Origin of the sequence: Dyadobacter bucti (genome assembly GCF_005869225.1) — a bacterium.
In the GTDB taxonomy this organism is placed as follows: Bacteria; Bacteroidota; Bacteroidia; order Cytophagales; family Spirosomataceae; genus Dyadobacter; species Dyadobacter bucti.
Genome location: NZ_SWFP01000013.1, coordinates 41,235 through 62,529 on the forward strand (window position 1 = coordinate 41,235; position 21,295 = coordinate 62,529).

General features: G+C 47.8%; 12 protein-coding genes. 6 read left to right on the top strand and 6 right to left on the bottom strand.

Annotated elements, in window-relative coordinates; translation table 11 throughout:
• Positions 1–83: 83 nt before the first annotated feature.
• From FBF61_RS30435 to FBF61_RS30460, 6 genes are all read right to left on the bottom strand, one after another.
• On the bottom strand, positions 84–311 hold the full coding sequence (locus FBF61_RS30435; RefSeq protein ID WP_138484678.1) for a hypothetical protein: 228 nt from the start codon (positions 309–311) through the stop codon (positions 84–86).
• Between the two features lie 163 nt (positions 312–474).
• Positions 475–819, bottom strand: coding sequence for a hypothetical protein (locus tag FBF61_RS30440; RefSeq protein ID WP_138484680.1), 345 nt, complete (start codon positions 817–819; stop codon positions 475–477).
• A 676-nt stretch (positions 820–1,495) separates the two neighbouring features.
• Positions 1,496–4,954, bottom strand: a complete 3,459-nt coding sequence (locus FBF61_RS30445) for a VCBS repeat-containing protein (RefSeq protein WP_138484682.1) — start codon at positions 4,952–4,954, stop codon at positions 1,496–1,498.
• 87 nt (positions 4,955–5,041) lie between these two features.
• Positions 5,042–6,583 carry a RagB/SusD family nutrient uptake outer membrane protein gene (locus FBF61_RS30450; RefSeq protein ID WP_138484684.1) on the bottom strand — a complete coding sequence of 514 codons (1,542 nt, stop codon included), beginning with the start codon at positions 6,581–6,583 and terminating at the stop codon, positions 5,042–5,044.
• Positions 6,584–6,620: 37 nt separating this feature from the next.
• Entirely contained in the window at positions 6,621–9,764 is a 3,144-nt protein-coding gene (locus FBF61_RS30455; protein WP_138484686.1) for a SusC/RagA family TonB-linked outer membrane protein, read from the bottom strand.
• Between the two features lie 749 nt (positions 9,765–10,513).
• Positions 10,514–10,942 (bottom strand): hypothetical protein, encoded by a 429-nt coding sequence (locus FBF61_RS30460; RefSeq protein ID WP_229215297.1) that lies wholly within the window; start codon positions 10,940–10,942, stop codon positions 10,514–10,516.
• 326 nt (positions 10,943–11,268) lie between these two features.
• On the opposite strand from FBF61_RS30460, the gene FBF61_RS30465 reads away from it, so the two are divergent.
• The 6 genes from FBF61_RS30465 (at position 11,269) to FBF61_RS30490 (ending at position 21,280) form a co-directional block, all read left to right on the top strand.
• Positions 11,269–11,934: an RNA polymerase sigma-70 factor gene (locus FBF61_RS30465; RefSeq protein ID WP_138484688.1), complete on the top strand. Its 666-nt coding sequence runs from the start codon at positions 11,269–11,271 to the stop codon at positions 11,932–11,934.
• Positions 11,935–12,001: 67 nt separating this feature from the next.
• Positions 12,002–13,018 carry a FecR family protein gene (locus FBF61_RS30470; RefSeq protein ID WP_138484690.1) on the top strand — a complete coding sequence of 339 codons (1,017 nt, stop codon included), beginning with the start codon at positions 12,002–12,004 and terminating at the stop codon, positions 13,016–13,018.
• 52 nt (positions 13,019–13,070) lie between these two features.
• Entirely contained in the window at positions 13,071–16,592 is a 3,522-nt protein-coding gene (locus FBF61_RS30475) for a SusC/RagA family TonB-linked outer membrane protein (protein WP_138484692.1), read from the top strand.
• 27 nt (positions 16,593–16,619) lie between these two features.
• Positions 16,620–18,245 (top strand): RagB/SusD family nutrient uptake outer membrane protein, encoded by a 1,626-nt coding sequence (locus tag FBF61_RS30480; RefSeq protein ID WP_138484694.1) that lies wholly within the window; start codon positions 16,620–16,622, stop codon positions 18,243–18,245.
• Positions 18,246–18,282: 37 nt separating this feature from the next.
• Positions 18,283–19,803: a hypothetical protein gene (locus FBF61_RS30485; protein WP_138484696.1), complete on the top strand. Its 1,521-nt coding sequence runs from the start codon at positions 18,283–18,285 to the stop codon at positions 19,801–19,803.
• A 4-nt stretch (positions 19,804–19,807) separates the two neighbouring features.
• Positions 19,808–21,280: a hypothetical protein gene (locus FBF61_RS30490; RefSeq protein WP_229215298.1), complete on the top strand. Its 1,473-nt coding sequence runs from the start codon at positions 19,808–19,810 to the stop codon at positions 21,278–21,280.
• The last annotated feature ends 15 nt before the right edge of the window (positions 21,281–21,295 follow it).

Below are 21,295 nucleotides of genomic sequence, written 5' to 3' on the forward strand. Positions count from 1 at the left end.
ATGTATTTTTGAGATTGGACGCAAAAAAAGCGGAACAGGCCTGATATAAGCTGTTCCGCTTTGGTGAACGAAGTGTCCGTTTGTTACAATGTATCGGCGGAGCGTGTTTTCCGCGCAGAATCTTTTACATCCTCTATTTTATGGCACAGCAGCCACTTTTTGAAATCCCGGGTGTTGGACGGCTCGAAATGGATGACACTCCCGTCTTTCAGTAAAATCGTAAAGAGCTTGTCGGCTTGCAAAAATCGTATTAATTCCGGAGAGGGATGACGGAATTCAGGAAAGAAATGGCTTGAAGCATCCTTATTCATATTCAAAGCTAATGTTAAGAAATGAAGGGGTTTACTCAAAAACTTTTGTAATCCGGATTCCGGATTGGTCAAACTATAAAAGCCAACTCTTTTTAGATTAGGCCGGACTAAGCTTTTCATTTCAATTCTTTCTCCAATGTTTTTATCCTGTTCAAAACTTTCACTAAGCCACATCGAATTGGGAAAATTCCTGCTTAACTTTTTCGTGAAGTTTAAAAATCCGGTTGGACACCGCAAGGCACTCCTGTTCAGACATCTGATCAATTGTATTTACCGCTGCGCTTCTGATTATTTGTCCGTCTTCGTCAAGCCTCGGGCCTTTTTTAACAACAAGCTCACAGATACTGTCCCATTCCTCTGAGAGATCTATTGAAAAATATTTTGACGGAATTACCTGAAAATAACTGGCTTGTGATTTAAGATATTGCTTGCAAAGTGCCAGGTTTGTCGTCAGGCTATTGGTAAATTTGGACAGTTCGATGTAGACAAAAATGTTTGACTTTTTCATAAATAATAAAGTTGAGAAATAAGGAAATTAGCTTTTGGTAAACTGCTTTTTTTATAACGTTTGACAGTATACGATCCTAGGTTTATCAATAGAAAAAGAAACAATTATTACAATTCTTCTCAATTGTTTAAGCCTGCATCATCACTATGAAACTATCGGGCACGGGCTTCATTCTGCCCTTGCTGTTCATAGCATAGTGCAACTGTTACTATTGAGGGTTCTATTTTATAACACTGATGAGAGTTCAGCCATACAACTGCATTCCAATTCATCCCGGTTTTTCGTCTCTAATTCCTATTTATCAAAGGAATTAAAACTGTTCCCCGGAAAATCAGCGGACTCCACCCGTATAACTTTTTGTTAAAAATCGTCAAAAAACGCCGGTTTTTTGAGGCTGCTCATGCAAAACGGACAAATTCAATAATAAGACGGGCAAAATTCCTCTTATGCCGGGCAGGTGATTTTGCGATTTTTGTCTTATATAACTGGCAGTTTAATCATATTTTTTTCTCTTTGTGAGAAAAAACAATTACGGCATCAGGCAATATTCCCCACCTGCTGTGAATTGTTCCCCAAATTGTGGAGATCAAAATCAGGTATGACCTGTGGCGGCGTTTGCCACTGCTACACGAACGGAATATCGAATACGCGAATTAGTTCACATCATTTTACAGGCTCATCTTTGATCCGCGCTGCTGGCTACAAGTTTGCGCTTAGGGTCTACACTGCTTTTTTGATTAAATCTGTTGATGCTGATCCCGCTTGAATTGATCGCCGTTAGCAACCACTGCTGATTTTCGTTTCCCCTCATCAAAATACTTTTACGCGCGTCGCCACGCAGTATCAGTCCGCTCTGCGCGCAGCTGACAGGGGAAAAACCGCCTTTGCCATTACCGAGCAGCAGTAACCCTACTGATGCATCCTGCCTGCCCATATTGACTTCGTTCGGGAAGAAGTTTCCGCTCAGGACGAGATCGGTGTGCCCATCTTCATTGACGTCCAGGGTCACAATTCCGAAGACAGGCGCTTTCTGGGCTTCTACGGGCAAACTATGCATTTTGAAATTGCCGTCGCCCAGGTTTTCGATGTAAGAAGTCTGTAAACGGGTGACTTCGGCTGCATAGGCGTCTTTCTTTTCTTCACTGTTCAAAAGATCATCATACCTCACCTGGGCATAGTCTGAGTAGTGTTGAAATTTCCTTCTGAACTGGATCACCTGCTGGTTGAGTGCGTCCCGGGGAACGCTTGGGTAGCGGGTCCCTTGTATGTAATAGCCCATCAGCGGGTCAAACGTGCCGTCACTGTTAAAGTCTTTTGCAAGAATACGGATAGGTTCTTTTTCCGAAGCCCTGTAAAAGGTATTTAATCCTTCGTTACCAGCAATGAAATCGATATCACCATCATTGTCAAAATCTCCGGCAGCGAGACTGTTCCACCAGCCGGTGTGCTGGTTTAAGCCGTTTTCTTTTTTCTGAGGATGAAAGGATCTGCCATTTTTATTTTCATACACCTGCACCGGCATCCATTCCCCTGCCAGTACGAGGTCGTCGAACCCATCCTTGTTGGTATCTGCCCACAAGGCCGCACAAACCATCCCGGCATGCATCAGACCCGGCGAAAATTGTTGGGTAACATCCGTAAATACCGGTTTCCCTGCTTTTGAATCGTTCCGCAGGAGGTAGCTCCTGGCTGGAAGCGGATATTTTCCGGGAATAAGCCGGCCGCCGACAAAAAGATCCTGGTCCCCGTCTTTATCAAAATCATTGGCAACCACACACGAGCCGCTTACTGAGATATCAGGCAGGGTACCGGAAGATGAAAGGGCAAAATTGCCCGCGCCGTCGTTGATATAAAGCTGGACGGCGTAAAACGATTTATCCGCGGCTGGCTCTTCATTGCCCCCATTGACAATGATCAGGTCCGGATCCTTGTCACCATCTGCGTCAAAGAATGTGGCAGCAATATTTTCATGCAGGGAATCGGCGGAAACCGCACGTTTTTCGAACCGGCCGGAGGGTTGCTGCAAAAGAAGCGTCGGCTTGCCCGCCTTGTAACTACCTCCCGCAAAAATGTCGTCCAGGCCGTCGCTGTTAACATCGGCGACGGCAATCGGGAAACCGCCCTTTGAGAGCATTTTATGCAAAGTGGCAGTGGTTTTGAAATCAACATAACTGGATTCCGCGTGCAGGAATCCCAGATTAATCTCATCCGAAATATCGGTAAAGTATCCCTCATTGGCGGGTTTCAACGGTTGTCTGACGCCATTTGCTGCGTCTTTTTGCGAAAGTACAAGCCGCTTGTTCGCCGCAACTTTAAAGAGTTTCTGGGTTAACCCTCCCGGCCATACCACTTCCAGGCTATCGATCTCTTTTTTGTTTCCTGTGCCAAAATGCAGCACCGGGTCTACAGAAGATTGAAAACCCCGGATCACACTCATTTCCGCATATTGCGCCGCGCCGCCGGTCCAGATCGTAACTTTACTGCCGATGCCCTGTAAATTTCCCTTGTCACCCTCAAGTATGATGCTGAGCGCATTGGTCTGATCTTTTTCTTTGCTGGTATTTTGGTATACAAATGCTTCTGAATCAATGTTGTTGACTACCAGGTCAAGATCGCCGTCGCCGTCCAGGTCCGCGTAAGCAGCGCCGTTGGAGTAGGCAAGTACATCCAGTCCCCAGTTTTTGGAGGCATCTGAAAAAGTGAGATCACCGGAATTTTTGTATGCATAATTGGCGATTTTCACCTCCGGTACTTTTTCGATCAGTTCGAGCGCATTTTGCTGTTTGAAATTATTGGTGCCAAAATTTGAAAAGTCCTCTTTGAACTGAATGAAATCACGATCGGTAACGTCGCGGCGATACCCATTTGTGATAAAAATATCCTTCAGGCCGTCGTTGTCATAATCTGCGATCAGCGGCGCCCAACTCCAGTCCGTTTTAGCGACACCGGCCAGTAACCCGATCTCGCTGAACATAGGTGCACCGGTCTTTTGCTCCCCCGAATGCACTCCCAGGTTCAGTTGCAGCATATTGCGCATGTATTGCAGCTGGTATCCGTACTGGTCCGAAATGCTCATTTGTTTCCGGTCATAATCCTGGCCCGCCAGCATTTTCTTTTGCCGGTAGTTGTCTTCGGGAAGCATGTCCAGTTGGAAAATATCCGGGTAAGTATCGTTATTGATATCGGCAATGTCGAGTCCCATGCCGTAAAGGCTGGTGTGTGCGGTAGCCTCCCTGATCACATTGTCGAAAGCAGGTTTGTGATTGTTTTTTGATGCTGTATTGAGGTAAAGGATATCGCTGCTGATGAAGTCATTGGAGCAATAGATATCTGGAAAACCATCTTTATTGAGGTCACTGACCGCCAGCCCGAGCCCAAGTCCTTCAAACCGTACACCTGCCTCTTTTGAAATATTGGTATATACCGGAAGGCCATTGTTTCCAATGCCTTCATTCATATAAAGCCTGCCAGTGCTCGGGTACGATCCGTCGTCATAGGTTTTGCGCAGATAGTTTGGATTCTGGAGATCAGGAGCGGTATTCATCAGATAGGCATCCAGGTCGCCGTCCAGGTCCGCGTCGAAAAAGGCAGTCTGAACGGTGAAAGCGTTGTCGTTCAGCCCGTATGCCGCTGCCATTTCGCGGAACACCGGTTTTTTATTTTGATCCAATCCCTGGTTGATGAACAGCAGATTTTCGGAATTGGCCATGCGCTGGTGTTTTGCCACACTCACATAAATATCCAGCAGTCCGTCCTGGTTGATGTCCACCATTGAAATGCCGGTGCACCAGCGACTGGTTTGCACTCCTGCCTGTTCTGTAACGTCTTCGAATTCCCACTTTTGGGCCAGCGTGTCTATGTGGCTGACATATAGCCTGCTGCTGACCTGGTTACCTCCGAAGAAAATATCCGGTTTCCCATCATTGTTCACATCACCGATTCCGACACCTCCGCCATTGTAAAAATTGGTAAAAGTGAACGGATTGATGGAATCGTTCGGGGTTAATGTATTGGCAAAGCTGATCTTCGTTTCTCCTGAATTACGGGCGATGAAAAGATGGTCCTTTTTTTCGCCACATCCTGAAAAAAAAGCAACGACCAAAATCAGAAAGCCAGGAAGCCGGATTATTTTCATGGGGGTAAAAAGTTGTATTTACGTAAATATGACTATAAATGACACCAATCGGTAATGTCATTTATAGTCATATTACAATCGAAATGATCAGTATCCGGGGTTTTGGTCGCCGGGCTCTATTTTAGGGTTGTTGTCAACTTCCTGCTGCGGGATCGGTAACAGCTCATGTTTGTTGGCCTGGAAATATGCCAGTGGTTCCACTTTCAGCTTTCCAAGCTTTCTCCACCGTAAAATATCCCGGTTGCGGATTTGTTCGCCGCTTTGCTCTACGCGCTTTTCATGCACTATGGCCGCAAAAACCTGGTCTTTGGTAGTAACCGGGAATTTTGCAGTCGGGTACGGCGGCATGCTTACGCTTTTCCGTGCGCGGACCATGTTCAGATATTTCACCGCCTCGGCAATATTGCCAGCCTCGTTTTCCACCTCAGCCAGGGCAAGGAGTGTTTCCGCATAACGCATAATCCGCTGGTTGATCCCGCCGGTCAGGAACGACTCGTTCATTTTGTACATGAGCGAATATTTCTGCCAGCTTACTTTCATGGTGACCCCGTCCACTACAGATGAGTTTCCGTTTTGTTGGCCGTCGGTCAGAGTACTCGCGCCGTTGTTGTATTTCTCTCCTGAAAAGTAGAAAGAGTCGTCATAGCGCGGATCTGTTTTGGCATCGCCTTTTGTTGTTTTTTCAAATTCTGCGAGCAGGCTGTTTGAAGGAATTACGTTCCGCCAGCCAATAGCCGAATATTCCTGGGTTCTTACGGTCTCCGTTCCGGCTGTTGCGCCGTTTCCGTCCCCGTCCCAGTTGTACACACCGCCGGACGGGAAGAAATTAACCTCGAAAATAGATTCTTTGTTGAACTCTGTCTCTTCCAGGAAGTTGTCATTGTAGTTGTCTACCAGCGCATATACTTTTGAATCGTATATCTTCATAAGTTCGGTTTTGGCATTGGCATAATCGCCTTTCTGAAGATACACCCTGGCGAGCAACATCTGCGCAGCACCTTTGGTAGCCCTGCCCTGATTGGCGGCGTCATAGGTAGCGGGAAGCAGGGCCTGTACAGCCTGAAGTTCAGAGATCACATAGGCATACACTTCGTCAACCGGTGTGCGCGGTAAGCTTCCGTCGACTGTCAAAACGTAATTCTTATACAAAGGCACATCGCCCCACATGGCAGCCAGCTCGTAATATGCAAAAGCTCTGAGGAAACGGGCTTCGGCGAGCAGTCTGCCTTTATCCGCGTCTGCCAGGTCGGTGACCTTTTCGGAATTATCGACAACCGAATTGGCACGATGGATCAGGCGGTAATAGGCGAGCCAAACGGTACCCATCACCCCGTTTCCTGTATCGTGTGTTCCGAGCAGCAACTGGTTACGGGGTGTTTCCAACTGCCCGCCACCGGCAGCCACATCGTCGCTCCGCAAGTCGTGGTTAAAAAACCATTCACGGGCCACAAGGTTATTGGATTTCAGCATGGAATACACACTGGTGACCCCGCTCGAAAGCTCCGCTCCGTTTTTATAAAATCCATCTACGGTAACGCCATTGGGGTTTACCTTTTCCAGGGAGTCGTCGTTGCAGGCAAAGGCGATGCCAAGCAGAAGCGCGTATATGATGATAAGTTTCTTTTTCATTTCCATTCAATATTTTTCTTTTGAAGAAATTTTCAGCCTAAAAACCAACACTCAATCCCACCTGCAAAGTCCTTGGTTGCGGATACATACCATAGTCAATTCCGTTGATGAGCTGCGTGGCCGTATCATTGGATGAACCGTTCACACCGATTTCCGGATCGAGTCCCGAATATTTAGTGAAAGTCAGCAAGTTGGTCGCAGCCACATAGATCCGGGCTTTTGTAATGGCATCACGCGTGAGGGCCGCAAGTGCCTTGGAAGGAATAGTGTATCCGATGCTCAGGTTTTTGATACGCATATAAGAGCCATTTTCAACAAAACGGTCGCTGGTACGGCTGTTATTATTCGGGTCACCGCTGATTGCCCTTGGGACATCCGTATCGGTATTGGTCGGCGTCCATGCGTCGAGGACAGCGGTACCTGCATTAAACAAACGAAGCATTCCCTGTTCGATCACCTTCGTTCCGTTGTAAATTTTGTTACCCTGAACCCCCTGCAGATAGACCGTAAAATCGAAGTTTTTGTAGCTGCCGCCAAAGTTTCCTCCGTAGCTGAATTTAGGGATAAAACTTCCGAAATAATCTCTGTCCCTGTCATCGATCTTGCCATCCCCGTTTATGTCCTTAAAACGGATATCGCCCGGGGCCGCCTGGTCCTGGTATTTGGTTTTATCGTCTCCGTCCAACGCATTGTATCTGTCAATTTCCGCCTGATTTTGGAAAATGCCGTCCACTTTCCATCCGTAGAACGATTGGATAGGTTGCCCGACTTCTGTTTTGGTGATATCAAATCCGCCGAAATCCGCATTTAATCCGGAGAATAAGGTGGCGTTGGCAGTGGCGAGGCTCAGCACTTTGTTACGGGTAATATCCAGGTTAACAGAAGCATTCCATTTGAAATCACCGTCATTTTTGCTGTAACCCAGCTGGAATTCATAGCCCCAGTTTTTCATGCTTCCAATGTTGGAAAGCGGAGAAGATGAGTAGCCCAGAGAATTGGGGATCGGTACTTGCAAAAGCAGCCCGTCGGTTTTGCGGTTGTATGTTTCAGCAGTGAAAGTAACGCTGTTATTGAAAAGCGCGAGGTCGATCCCCAGGTTGGTCATGGTTGTGCTTTCCCATTTCAGCTGGGTGTTGCCCAATGCACCGAAATAGGAGCCAAGAACTTTGTTTCCGCCAAACACGTAATTGGAGTTATCGGCGGCCACGAGCGACTGCCACGCATAACTTCCGATGCCGTTAAAGCCAGTCTGCCCGTAGCTGGCGCGGATTTTCAGTTCGGAAATGGCAGGCACAGCTTTCAGGAATTCTTCTTCGCTGATTCGCCAGCCGAGTGACAGGGAAGGGAAAGTACCCCATTTGTTTCCCGGTGCGAAACGTGAAGAACCGTCGCGGCGGATAGAGCCGCTTAACAGGTACTTGCCTGCATATTCATAGTTTAACCTGCCAACATACGAAATCAGAGAACTTTCATCCAGCGTACTCGATGCATTCGGGTTGGAAATTCCCTGCATCTGGTCAATGTCATTGTTTGGCCTGTATCCCGAACCGTTCAGTGTATTTGTCCGGAAAGTTTGTTTGTCCACGATCGCGGTTACATTCAGCTGATGTTTTCCGAAAGTTTTATCAAACGTAAGCTGATTGGTAATAACAGGAGAAAAAAAGCTGGTGCGGCTGTCACGGATCTCGTACTGAATGCGTGATTTGAACCCGTCATTATAGATCGGGAACTGATTGGAAGTCGTCGCTGACACAACATCGGCTCCGAAGCTGAAACGGTAGTTCAGAAAGTTTGTAATTTTCACATCCGCAAAAATGGAGCCCAGCACTTTGAAACGCTGATTTCGTGTAACGTCCTGCAATGCGATCCGCACCGGATTGTCGGGGTCGCTGCCATCAGCTGCGGTAGGGGAGCTGTAACCGCCAACTTTGGTGGGATCGCTCACCGGCCAGTACGGGAGGTTACGGATCATCTGCATCACAGCCGTCCTTCCTCCGCCAAAACCCTGTTCGCCCCGCGCTTTATCATAAGATACTGTCAGCGTCTGGCCGATGTTTAACCATTTCCTGACCTGGTGGTCAGAATTGAGCCGGACATTTGCCCTTTTATAATTGGTACCGATCAGAATACCTTCCTGATCGAAATAACCCGCAGAGGTGAAGAAACGTGAAAACGCGTTACCGCCGGATACGGATACCTGGTGCTGCTGCACAGGAGCGCTGCGGAACATCACATCCTGCCAGTTGGTCTGGGTTTGAGCGAAGGTTTGGCTGGCACCTTGGTAAACAGGCTGGTCCATATTGGAAAAACGGCCGGGCAGGGCAATTCCGGCATTTCCCAGCAAAGCGGTTGCATATTGAATATACTGGTCTGTGTTCAGCACGTCCAGTTTATTCCAGGCCGCCTGCGTACCAAAATACGTGTCCAGATTGACGTGCAGTTTGCCATCTTTCGATCCTTTTTTGGTGGTAATAATGATCACACCGTTTGAAGCCCGGGAGCCGTAAATGGCAGCCGAGCTCGCATCTTTAAGTACTTCCAGCGATTCAATGTCTTTGGGGTCCAGATTGTTGAGGTCTCCCGCAGGAATTCCGTCGATCACATACAGCGGGCCGGAAGCATAATTGATAGAACCGATACCCCTTATACGAACGATCGGCGTCTGCCCCGGGCTACCGTTGTTCACCACACGGACCCCCGGAACACGCCCCTGCAGGGCCTGTTCCGCGCTGATGACGGGAAGTGCCGTGAGTTCCTTCGGAGAAACCGATGAAACCGCGCCGGTCAGCGACGATTTCTTTTGAGAACCGTAACCGATCACGACCATTTCTTCCAGAGCCTGGTTTTCCGGGATCATCTGGATGTCGATCCGGGCGCGGTTTCCTACCGTAAACTCCTGTTTGGCATAGCCTATGAAACTGAATACGAGGATGCTTTTTTCAGATGGCACATTGAGTGAATATTCTCCTTTGGTATCCGTAGTTGTTCCGATGCTGGTTCCCTTGAGTGTAACATTAACACCGGGCAATATGTCTCCGTCCTCAGTTGTCACTTTTCCGACTACCTGCTGGTCGGCAATGGTTGAGGCAGAAACATAATCGAGAGGCATCCACATCAGGGCCATCACCCCGAGTAACCAATGTCCTTTTAGACGGTAAAGGAATTGTAGCTTTTTCTCCATTTTACTGATTGATTAAATGTTTAAAAGACACTTTTAAAATTTGACATAATCATAGGTTACACAAAACGGCTACAAGTTTATTCCTGTTTTTTTTTGTATCAGTATATGGTAACTAACGGCTAATAAGTATAAATATATGAATATAAAAAAACACTTCCACTTTGCAAATAGTAAAAAAGTAAGAAATTATTAAAATTTATCATAATAGTGTCAGGATTGGATAAAAATGGTATAGTCGCAGCATTATTCGTACTACACTCGAATTCGATGGAGTAGGGAAAAAGTCACCGGGAGGGATATTGCTGATTTTGAATTTTGAATGACTGAGTGAGTGATGTTGACTTGATAGTCATATGTTGTCATCCGTCGTCATGACAACCCGCACTGTTTCAGATCGAAACTGATGAAGCCATTGACATCGCGGAAGCTTATCTGAAAATTAGCTTTGACTCCACAGAAAGCAAAGGCAATTTACGGGTGACGGAGAAGAGTATGATTACGACATGAACGTCACCCTAGGTATGCGACCTTAAACTGGCCTTTATTGATGAAAAAGAGGAAAATAAACGGATTGGTACTTGATCGAATTGGTAAGTTTGTCGATCACAAAATCCATATCAATATTTAGCGTGTGTGATCAAGTAAATTACAAAAAAGAGCTTACAATGGCAATGGGTGAATTTGAGGGAGATGGTTGCCATGACTACACCTGACCACAAATGATCGCGCATCACCCCCTCCTCCCAACCTCAAAACCACTTTTCAACCAAATCCCGAACCCTGTTGATATCACAGCCAAATACAAAAATCCGTGTACGCGGGTCGGCGGGGCCTCCGTAGGGAATACTGTCTTTTTGGAAGGGTATTTTTCGGTTGGACAGCTCTTGGATCAACCGTTTCTCTGAATCCTTGTCTTTCAGAAAACCGAGCAGGTGCCTTTTTCCGTAAGCATCGTCCCGGATGATCGGGAAGGCGTACGCTACGGCTTCCTGCTCAGAAGCAAAATGTTTCAGATAGTCCGCAACGCCTCGTTCGGTGTAATACCAGCACCAGACATTCTCTTTCATAGTAAGGCCGTAGCCTTCATGAATGACCCTGTTCGCGATTGCGTAGGAGTCCGGGTAACAATTCGCTGTCATCCATTGGTCGAGCTGTGCGATGGTTGTTGGTTCGTTCATAGTGAGGGGGAATTTTGAATGAGCCGCCGTGGAACGGGGAGTGAATGAGTGAATGAGTGAATGAGTGAATGAGTGAATGAGTGAATGAGTGAATGAGTGAATGAGTGAATGTGGGCAAGTATTGTAAATATCTAATGACAACTAATGACAACTAATGACAACCCCTGACACCCCTTCTTCCCCTTCTTCCCTTTATTCCTGTTTCCCGGATTCAATAATATTGAAAAATAAATTAATTTTTACATAGGTGTTTTTCTGGACGTGAACGTCTCTCTTAATAGAAAGATATTCCTAAGCGGCCGATCACATAACATGGATAACTCAGTATGGAGAAAGCAGGCAATTTTAACTATGGCGAAGTGCCCGAAGGCGTTCCATTGCGGACTCATGAGGACGCGACAGCATTGCGCGGAAAAGGGTTTAACCTTGATTCGGAAGTGCTGATCAAAAAGGCATTTGAAACCAACAGTAATCAGGGTATCGAGCTGCTGTTCCGGTATTATTACCGCTCGCTCTGCAGCCACGCTGTGCGTTATGTCTCTTCGAAGGAAATTGCGGAAGACATCGTTTCGGACGTCTTTTTTAAGTTTCATTCCGAGCAGACTTTCCTGGATGTGAAGACGTCTTTCAGGGCCTATCTTTTTACGTCGGTCCGCCACCGTGCTTTTGACTACGTCCGCGTGGAGCTCAAAAGAAGCACTTCCATGCAATTTGCCGAATTCATCCCGATCCAGCCCGACCAGCAGCCCGATCATATCACCCAGTACGAAGACTTATATAACGATGTCGAAAATGCGGTAAACAGCCTTCCTCTCAAGCGCCGGAGAATTTTTGTAATGCATCGCTTTGAAGGTAAAAAGTATCAGGAAATTGCCGCCGAGCTCAATTTGTCACTCCGTACCGTAGAAGCTCAGATGTTCCAGGCATTGCATCAGGTGAGGTCGATCATCCGGGACAAATGGTTTGTCCTGCTGCTTGCCTTTATGGAGTGACAGTACACACAGACTTATCAAATCAAGGCCGTCACGATTCGGCGGGCTCATTAATAGAGGATTCAAGATGAACACAGAAATAAACAAGGCACTTATTTTTACTTACTTTTCGGGAAGGGCTACGGCTTTTCAGAAAAAGATGATAGAAGAATGGGTTGCAGAAGCGTCAAGCCGCGAACAGTTCTTTGTCTGGCTGCAGGAATGGGAGCAGGAGAATTTACAGTATTATGCCGATGTGGACAACGGTATCGCCCGGCACTGGCAGCGCCTGTACCAGGAGGAGCATACCGGCGGGTTTCACGCGGATGATGTCCATGAATCTGACCGGAAAAACAAAAAGTCAATTTTTAGCAAGGTTAACTGGCTGGTTGCAGCCTCCGTATTGGTCAGCTTTTTTTCGCTCCTTTGGTTTTTCAGGGATCATGTACAGTATCAGGTGCATCAAACGGATTACAACGAAACGAGAAGGATAGAGCTGGCAGACGGAAGCAAGGTGGTGCTCAATTCAAATTCTTCCCTGCGTGTCCCCCGTTTCGGATTCGGTACCAAAACCAGAAAGGTACTCCTCTACGGAGAGGCGGATTTTGATATCGTGCACACCACCGATCACCAGAAATTCGTGGTGAAAACCGGCAAGGATGTTGACATAGTGGTGCTGGGGACGGAGTTCAACGTATATGCCCGACCGAGAGGGACAAAAGTGATGCTGAACAAGGGGAAAGTACAATTGCGTTACCAGGAGGGCAGTGCCAAAAAAATGCTGACCATGAGACCGGGGGATTTTGTGACGATGGATGTAAACGGCCGCCCTAATCTCCAGAAAACGAAAAACCCTCAAAAATTCACCGCCTGGAAGGCCCACCGCTTTATTTTTGAAAAAACAACCTTACGGGAAGTGTGCCATTTGTTCGAAGATAATTTCGGGCTGCAGGTACAGATACCGGATACCAATCTTGCTCAGCTGACAATTTCGGGCTCTTTTACTGCTCTCAATGCAGAGGAACTCCTCGAAATCCTCACGGAAGATTCAGGCCTTAGTTACGAGAAATCCGAAGATGGCCAGGCGATAATTTTGTCTTTTTAAGTACGCGTATTCCAATATTCCTAAACCTCTTATTTAAAACCTTTAATCACTTATGAAAAAAACGATACAATCATTTGTATTGATGGCGTTTTTATGCTGTAGCATTCAGCCGGGATTTTCTCAGCTCATCGCCAGTGTTCAGAAAGAGCCGCGTCCGGTAAGTATCCAGCCTTCTTTCAAAAGCCTGAAAGATGTCCTGCAGGATTTCAAAACGCATTATAAAGTAGATATACTTTATTTTGATCATCTGGTGGAAGGTTACAGAGTATCTTCTGACGCAGTGGTGCTGGATCCGAGTGTGGAGCAAAGCCTGGGGAATTTACTGAAACCGCTTGGTCTTAAATATAAGAAAACAAGCACCGGAGGTTTCATTATTACAAAAAAGAAGGATTCAGAGAAAAAAGAAAAGAAGCAGTCCGCTCTGGACGAATCCGGTTTGCCAAAAATTGAACTAAAGGGCTTTGACCTCTCTGATCGTCTTGCTTCCGCTGTGAAGGTAACCGCCGCAGTTGCGGGCACAGTAGTGCCGGACAGGGTTATAACCGGAAGAATAACCGAATCGGAAAAAGGGGAGGCGCTGCCCGGGGTGAACATACTCATCAAAGGAAGCACCGTTGGGGCGGTGACGGACGTGAAGGGAAACTATTCGATCAATATACCCGATGGCGCAGTGAGCCTGGTTTATTCTTTCGTCGGGTACATCAGCCAGGAAATTCTGATTGGCTCGAAAACCGTGGTGGACATTTCCCTGAGCAGCGATACAAAAGCTTTGGAAGAATTCGTGGTCGTTGGTTATGGTACGCAGAAGAAAATCAACCTGACAGGTGCGGTTGCTAATGTGGGTTCCGAAGTCATCGAGAGCCGGCCGGTTGCTAACGTGGGCCAGGCATTGCAGGGAACCGTTTCAAACCTGAACATCACCCAGAGCAGCGGTGCATTGGGTAGCGGCGCTTCCTTTAACATCCGCGGCAATACTTCCATCAGCGGCGGAGGGCCTCTGATACTCGTCAATAATATCCCTATGGATGTTAACCTGATCAATCCCAATGATATCGAAAATGTGACGGTGCTTAAAGATGCTGCCTCTGCCGCGATTTATGGTGCGCGTGCCGCTTATGGTGTGGTGCTGATTACTACGAAAAGCGGTAAAAAATCGATGAGGCCGCAGGTAACATTGTCTATGAACTACTCTACGAACAAGCCAGTCGTGAAGTTTGAGACGATGGATGCAATGGAACGGATGACCTATATGAACACGGCGAATATGCGCGTCAATGGCAGGCCTTACTATCAGTTTGATGAATTTTATGAAAAAGCGATCATTGCCCATTATAACGATCCAAGCCAGCCGGAAACATTCCAGCACCCCAACGAATCCCCGAACGTTTACGCGTTTTCAGCCAATACGGACTGGCCGAGATTGCTCCTGAGGGACAGCTATCCCATGCAGCAGTACAACGCCACAGTATCAGGCGGTTCGGATAAGTTCGACTATTACACCTCAGTTGCTTACTTCCGGGCCGACGGTATCCCCAAGAATTTTGATGAGCGATATACACGCTACAACGTGATGACGAACCTTAACTATGATGTCGCCAAGTGGATCCGGATAGGGAGTAAGATTTCCGTTAACAACAGCAAGAAAGTGTACCCTCCCAACGACAGGAGCAATAACTTCGACGAAAGCCGGAACATGTTCCAGGTGCATTCCTGGGCAAACTGGCCGGCTTATCTGCCCGATGGAAACTATGCATCCATAGGGTCTGTGCCTAACGTGCTGCAGATGCACAGGGAAGGTGGCTACCGCCAGCGCGATATCATGGATTCCTGGCTTACGGGTACGGTAAAGCTGACGCCCGTCAGGCACATGACTTTTAACATGGATTATTCCTTCAACATCAAGGATACCAAAGAGCTGGATTATCGCAGGCAGCTTCCCATGTTTGACAGGAAAGGAATTGCCGGTTATTATCCCTATACCAACCCAAGCTCAGTGACCCGCAGCAATTACAATACCAGATATTCGGTTTTTAATGCTTACGCGGATTATGAAAACACGTTCAGCGGCAAGCATTATGTGAAGGCAATGGCAGGGTTCAACCAGGAAAATGCGACCTACGGATTTTTCTCGGCATCACGTGAAAAACTGATCGTCGGAAGTATGCCATTTATGAACCTGGCCTACGGTGAAAGGTTTGCCGCCGATTCATTGTCCGAATATTCCATCAGAGGCGCGTTTTCCCGTCTGAACTATAGCTACGACGACCGCTACCTGATCGAATTCAACGGACGTTACGACGGAAGTTCCAAGTTCCCCAAAAAGGACCGTTTTGCATTTTTCCCATCGGTATCGGTGGGCTGGCGCGTGGATAACGAAGGATTTTTCAAATCCCTCAGAAATACCGTTAATATGCTGAAAATAAGGGCCTCATACGGTAATCTTGGCAACCAGAACGTATCGGGATATTATCCGTATATCGCAACTTACTCAACGAGACTGGCGGGATACCTCTTGAATGGCGAAAATCCGATGACTGTGACCGCACCGGGCCTTGTGAGTCCTACACTTACCTGGGAAACGGTGATTCAGCAGGATCTTGGACTGGACTTCTCTCTTCTTGGGAACAAGCTGAGCGGGTCGTTTGACGTGTACCGCCGCGATACCAAGAATATGCTGACGAGATCGCAGACCCTGCCTTCTGTTCTGGCAGTGAACGAGCCGCAGGCCAATGCTGCCAATATGAAAACGACCGGGTTCGATTTTACCGTTTCGTGGAACCATAATATAAACCAGGTTAAATACGGCATAACACTTTTACTGTCGGATTACTCAGCAAAGATCACCAAGTTCAGCAACCCGTCAGGGATCATTTCTGATAACTATGTAGGCAGGAACGTCGGCGAGATTTGGGGACTTGAAACAGGAGGCATATTCCAGTCCGATGAGGAAGCGCTGACGCTGGACCAGACACAGATCAGCGGGAGAAAACGTGAAGCAGGTGACCTGTTTTTTGTAGATCAGGATGGTGATGGCAAAATTACAAGAGGCAAGCAAACGCTTGACGATCATGGCGATATGCTGGTGATCGGTAACAATACGCCGCGTTACAGTTACGGGTTCAGGTCCAATGTTTCCTGGAAGGGTTTCGATCTGGACCTGTTCTTTCAGGGAGTAGCAAAACGTGACATGATCATTTCAGGAAACTATTTTGTAAACCAATATAACGACGAATGGGGTGTGCAGGGTAAAATCGGAACAGACTGGTGGTCACCGGAGAACCGCGACGCTTACTTCCCGCGTCCGCTTATTACCGGAGGTACGGACGTAACGACCGCCCAGACCCGATACATGCAGAATGCAGCCTATCTGAGGCTGAAACAACTCACATTTAGCTACACCATACCGACCATCATCACTCAGAAAGTGGGAGCAAAAAGGGTACAGGTGTATTTCTCAGGAAATAATATGTGGGAAACCACCAAAATGATCAGGATCTCAGATCCGGAGCAATCGAGCGCAATGTCCTATCCTTTGAACCGGGCATTTTCAGTAGGTGCAAATATTGGGTTCTAAATTATTTTATAAAAAACGCCTGTCAAGATGAAAAATATAAAGTACTCATTTGTAATGCTAGCCTCTCTCTTCATGGTGATGGGATGCAATGACGATTTCCTGGAAAAGTATCCGCAGGACAGGATAAATGACGCCAGCTACTGGAAATCGGCCGCTGACGTGGAGATGTATGCCAATCAGTTTTATACGGTACTGAAAGACCCCAACTACATTTGGCAAAGGGACAACATCACCGACAATCAGGGACCTGGTGCACGGGAAGCCTATGCCTGGAACGAATACACGGTTCCTGCGACTGGCGGAGGCTGGGCAAAGAGCGACTGGCTTGGGATACGCAGTTGTAACTATGCGCTCGACTATATCGCTACCATGACCAAGGACGCCGCGCTGGCGACCGCCGAGGCAGAGATCAGGTTTTTCAGGGCTTTCTACTATTTTGCAAAAGTAAAACGCTACGGTGACGTGCCCTGGCTGGAACATGTGCTGCAGATTGATTCCGAAGAATTGTTTTATGCCCGCGACTCCCGCGAAACAGTTACTGCCAATATCCTGAAAGACCTGGATGCTGCCATTGCCAACCTTCCGGAAACATCCGCAGCCGACCGTCTTACAAAATTCGCGGCCCTGGCATTCAAAGTGGAAGTATGCCTTTATGAAGGTACTTTCAGAAAGTACCACAAGATTGCAGGCCATGAGGCTTTGCTTAGAGACGCAGTTACGGCCTCCGAAACCATTATCAATTCCGGCATGTTCGCGTTGTATTCTACGGGAAATCCTAAAAGTGATTACTTCGACCTTTTTGTTCAATATGAACTGAAAGGAAATAAGGAAGGAATCATGATACAGCGTTTCCTTGCCGATAAACGTATGCATAACAACGTTCGTCAGCTTGGCGAACCGCATACCGGGTTTACCAAAGATTTTGTGGAATCGTACCTCTGTACAGACGGGCTGCCCATCTCCCTGAGCCCGTTGTACAAAGGAGATGCTACGTTCGGAGTGGAATTTACGAACCGCGATCCCCGCATGGAGCAGTCTGTTTATCAGCAGAACAGGGTGTACCGGATCTATGAAAATGGCTCAAAGGAATTCCGTCCGATGCCCGAGTTCGATAACAACTATTCGCCCACAAGCTACTATATCCTCAAAGGCTATTCTCCTTACGAGCGCGACAGACTGCAACTTCAGTGTATCGTGGATGACTTTGTGTTCCGCTATGCCGAAATTCTGCTGAGCTATGCAGAGGCAAAGGCAGAGCTGGGAGAAGCTACGCAAGCCATATTGGATAAATCGGTCAATCTGATCAGGGCAAGGGTAGGAATGCCCGCCATGAAAGTGGAAGTAGGCTTTGTAGATCCGGCCTGGCCGAAATGGGAGGTGGCTGTGAGTCCGCTGATCAACGAAATCCGACGGGAACGACGCCTTGAACTTGCAGCAGAAGGCAAAAGGTGGGACGACCTTGTGCGATGGAAAGCAGGTAAATTACTTGACAACGTAAAAACATATCAGGGCGCACGCGACCCTGCAACAGGAAGCAACCGCGTTCTGTATCCGGGTTTTACAAGAAAATGGGTGGATAAATTGTACCTGTATCCCTTGCCGACACAAGAAATAGCACTGAACCCGAAATTAACCCAGAACCCGGGCTGGTAGGGCTCGGCTGGCGATCGCTTCAACGATTAACCAAAAAATGATAAAGAAAGCTCTTTTCCCAATCATCACCGCACTGGTAATTCTCACGGGCAAAAGTACTTCAGCGGCTGGTTTTCCAGTCGCTGAAATCCCAGCCGCCGACTTGTACATTGGAACGGCTTCGGTGGACATTACACCAGCACTGCCTGCTGCGCTGGATGGTCAGATGAACGTCCGGATCGCGACCGTGGTGGAAACACCGCTTACCGCTAATATCATTGTAATGGATTCTCAGGACAAAGGAAAGTCGGTCAGCAGTACCGTACTGATTTCATGCGACCTGGTGGCGATCCCTGCTGAGTTAAGGGATATGATCAGACAATCCGTGGCCGCAAAAATAACCGGGTTAGATACCCGCAAGATCATCATCAATGCTACCCATACGCACACGGCAGCGGTTGTCCGGGATGGATGGTATACATTGCCAAAGGAAGTTACACAGGTAAAAAGCTATCAGCATTTTATCGCAGGACAGATAGCCGGCGCAGTTAAAAAAGCATGGGCCGGCAGGAAGCCGGGAACGGTAAGCTGGGGATTGGGTTACGCCAAGGTTGCCTATAACCGCCGGGCGGTGTATCGCGACGGTACCGCCAAAATGTATGGAAACACCGATAGCCCGGAATTCAAAGGAATTGAAGGGTATGAAGACCAGAGTATCAATACACTCTTTTTTTCGGACGAATCGGGAAAACTGATCGGCGCTTGTATTAATATCGCCAGCCCGGCGCAGGTGGCGGAATCCCGCTCCACGATCAATGCGGATTACTGGCATCCGGTCCGCGTTTCACTCAGGAAACTATATGGAAAGGATCTCTGCGTACTGGGATGGATCGGTGCTGCGGGCGACCAGACGCCCCGCCCCATGTACAGCCAGGCAGCGGAAGCCAGAATGATGGAATTGATTAAGGGCGACAGAAAAGTGGATCATGAATACAGAAAGACGGATCTTTCAAGTGATGATTACATGAATGAAGTGGCACGACGGGTAGTTAACTCGGTAAGGGACACTTATACAGCAGTAAAGAATGAACGTCACAAATCTCCGCTCATCAGCCATAGTGTGGAGGATCTTGAACTTCCGGCCAGAATTGTAACTGCTGACGAATATGAGACCGCAAAGAAAATGCGGGATGAAGATAAAAATGATGCTGCAAAGGCAATTCAGCTCAGCAGGCGCATTGCGTGGAATGAAGAGGTGATGACAAGGTTTGATAACCAGAAAAAAAATCCCCGGCCGATGTATACGGCAGAAGTACACGTGGTGCGGATCGGGGATATTGTTTTGTGTACCAATCCTTTTGAGTTATTTACAGAATTTGGCATACAAATGAAATCCCGGAGCAAGGCGCTGCAAACCTTTGTTCTGCAGCTGGCTGGCCCCGGTACCTATGTACCTACAAAAGAAGCGGTACGGGGAGGACATTATTCAGCCATCATCCAGAGCAACCGTGTCGGCCCCGAGGGCGGACAGCTCCTGACCGACCGGACAGTACAAATGATTAACAAACTTTGGCCCTGACGTAATGAAATGCTTTTTTAAATTAACCCTGATCCTTTTTTGTTACATTCATTTTTCATCAAAATCGCAGGCGAACGATCTGCTGTATATAGGGCAGGCGACTGTCGATATCACCCCGGCATTGCCCGTTGCCGTAACCGGGCAGTTTAACCTGCGTATCGCAGAAAAGGCCGAAACCCCGATCATTGTCAGCGTACTGGTACTAGAAACCCGGAGGAACAAACAAATTGCCGACCTCGCCATAATGGTTTCCTGCGATCTTTTGTATATCCCTACAGACCTGATCCGGGAAGTGCGGCAGGAAGTGAAAAAGAGGATCCCTGACATGGATATCAGCAAAATTATTCTCAATGCAACCCATACACACACTGCGCCGGTGCTGGCCGATGAAGGTGAATATTCGATTCCCAAAGAAGGTGTGACACAGGTACGCGACTATCGTTCTTTTTTTGTAAAACAGGTTTCAGCCGGAATTGCCGCAGCCTGGAACAACCGGGCAGAAGGAAGTGTGGCGTGGGGGTTCAGCTATGCAGTAGCCGGGTATAACCGACGCATCTCCTATTCCGACGGTACTTCCGGCATGAGCAGTAAAACCGATCTCCCCGAGTTTCAGAATCTGGAAGGATCGGAGGACCACGATATCAATACCCTGTTTTTTTGGGATAAAAAAGGAAAGATCATTGCTACTGTGATCGGTGTTGCCAGTCCTTCTCAGGAAGTGGAAGGACGTTATGCGGTCAATGCAGATTATTGGCATGACGTTCGGGAAGGGATGAAGAAACGGTTTGGAAAGGAGGTCTGCGTGGTAGCGTGGCTTGGCGCGGCCGGCGACCTTACCCCGCATATCCGCTATCGTCAGGCCGCCGACGACCGCATGCGCGAGCTCAGGAAGTTGAGCAGAACAGAGGAAATAGCGCGCCGCATCGTTCTGTCGGTGGAAGAGGCGTATGCTGCTGTTAAGGATGACAGGCATTCAGCCTTGCTTCTGGAACACAAGACCGAAATGCTGCCTTTGCCGGAAAGGCTTGTAACCCAGAAGGATTATACCGAGGCAAATGCTTTTGTTACAAATGCACAAAAACAGATTGCCGCCGATCCGAAAGCGGCTGATAATCTGTATCGTATGATGAAATGGCAGGAAGCAACCCTGGACAGACATAAAAAACAGCAGACCAATCTGAAGCCAGTTTATGACATGGAATTACACGTGATCAGGCTGGGGGATGTGGCGATCTGTACCAATGAGTTTGAGCTTTTTTCGGACTACGGCATCCGCATTCAGTCGCGCAGCAAAGCATTGCAGACATTCGTCATACAGCTGGCCGGAAGTCCCGCCTGGGGCGCTTATCTGCCGACGGAAAAAGCAGTGCGCGGCGGGGCATATAGTGCTGTGATCCACAGTTCGCTGATTGGTCCGCAGGGCGGGCAGGTGCTGGTAGACAGGACCGTGGAATTGATCAACGGTTTTTATCCGTAACAGCTGCCTGAAAAT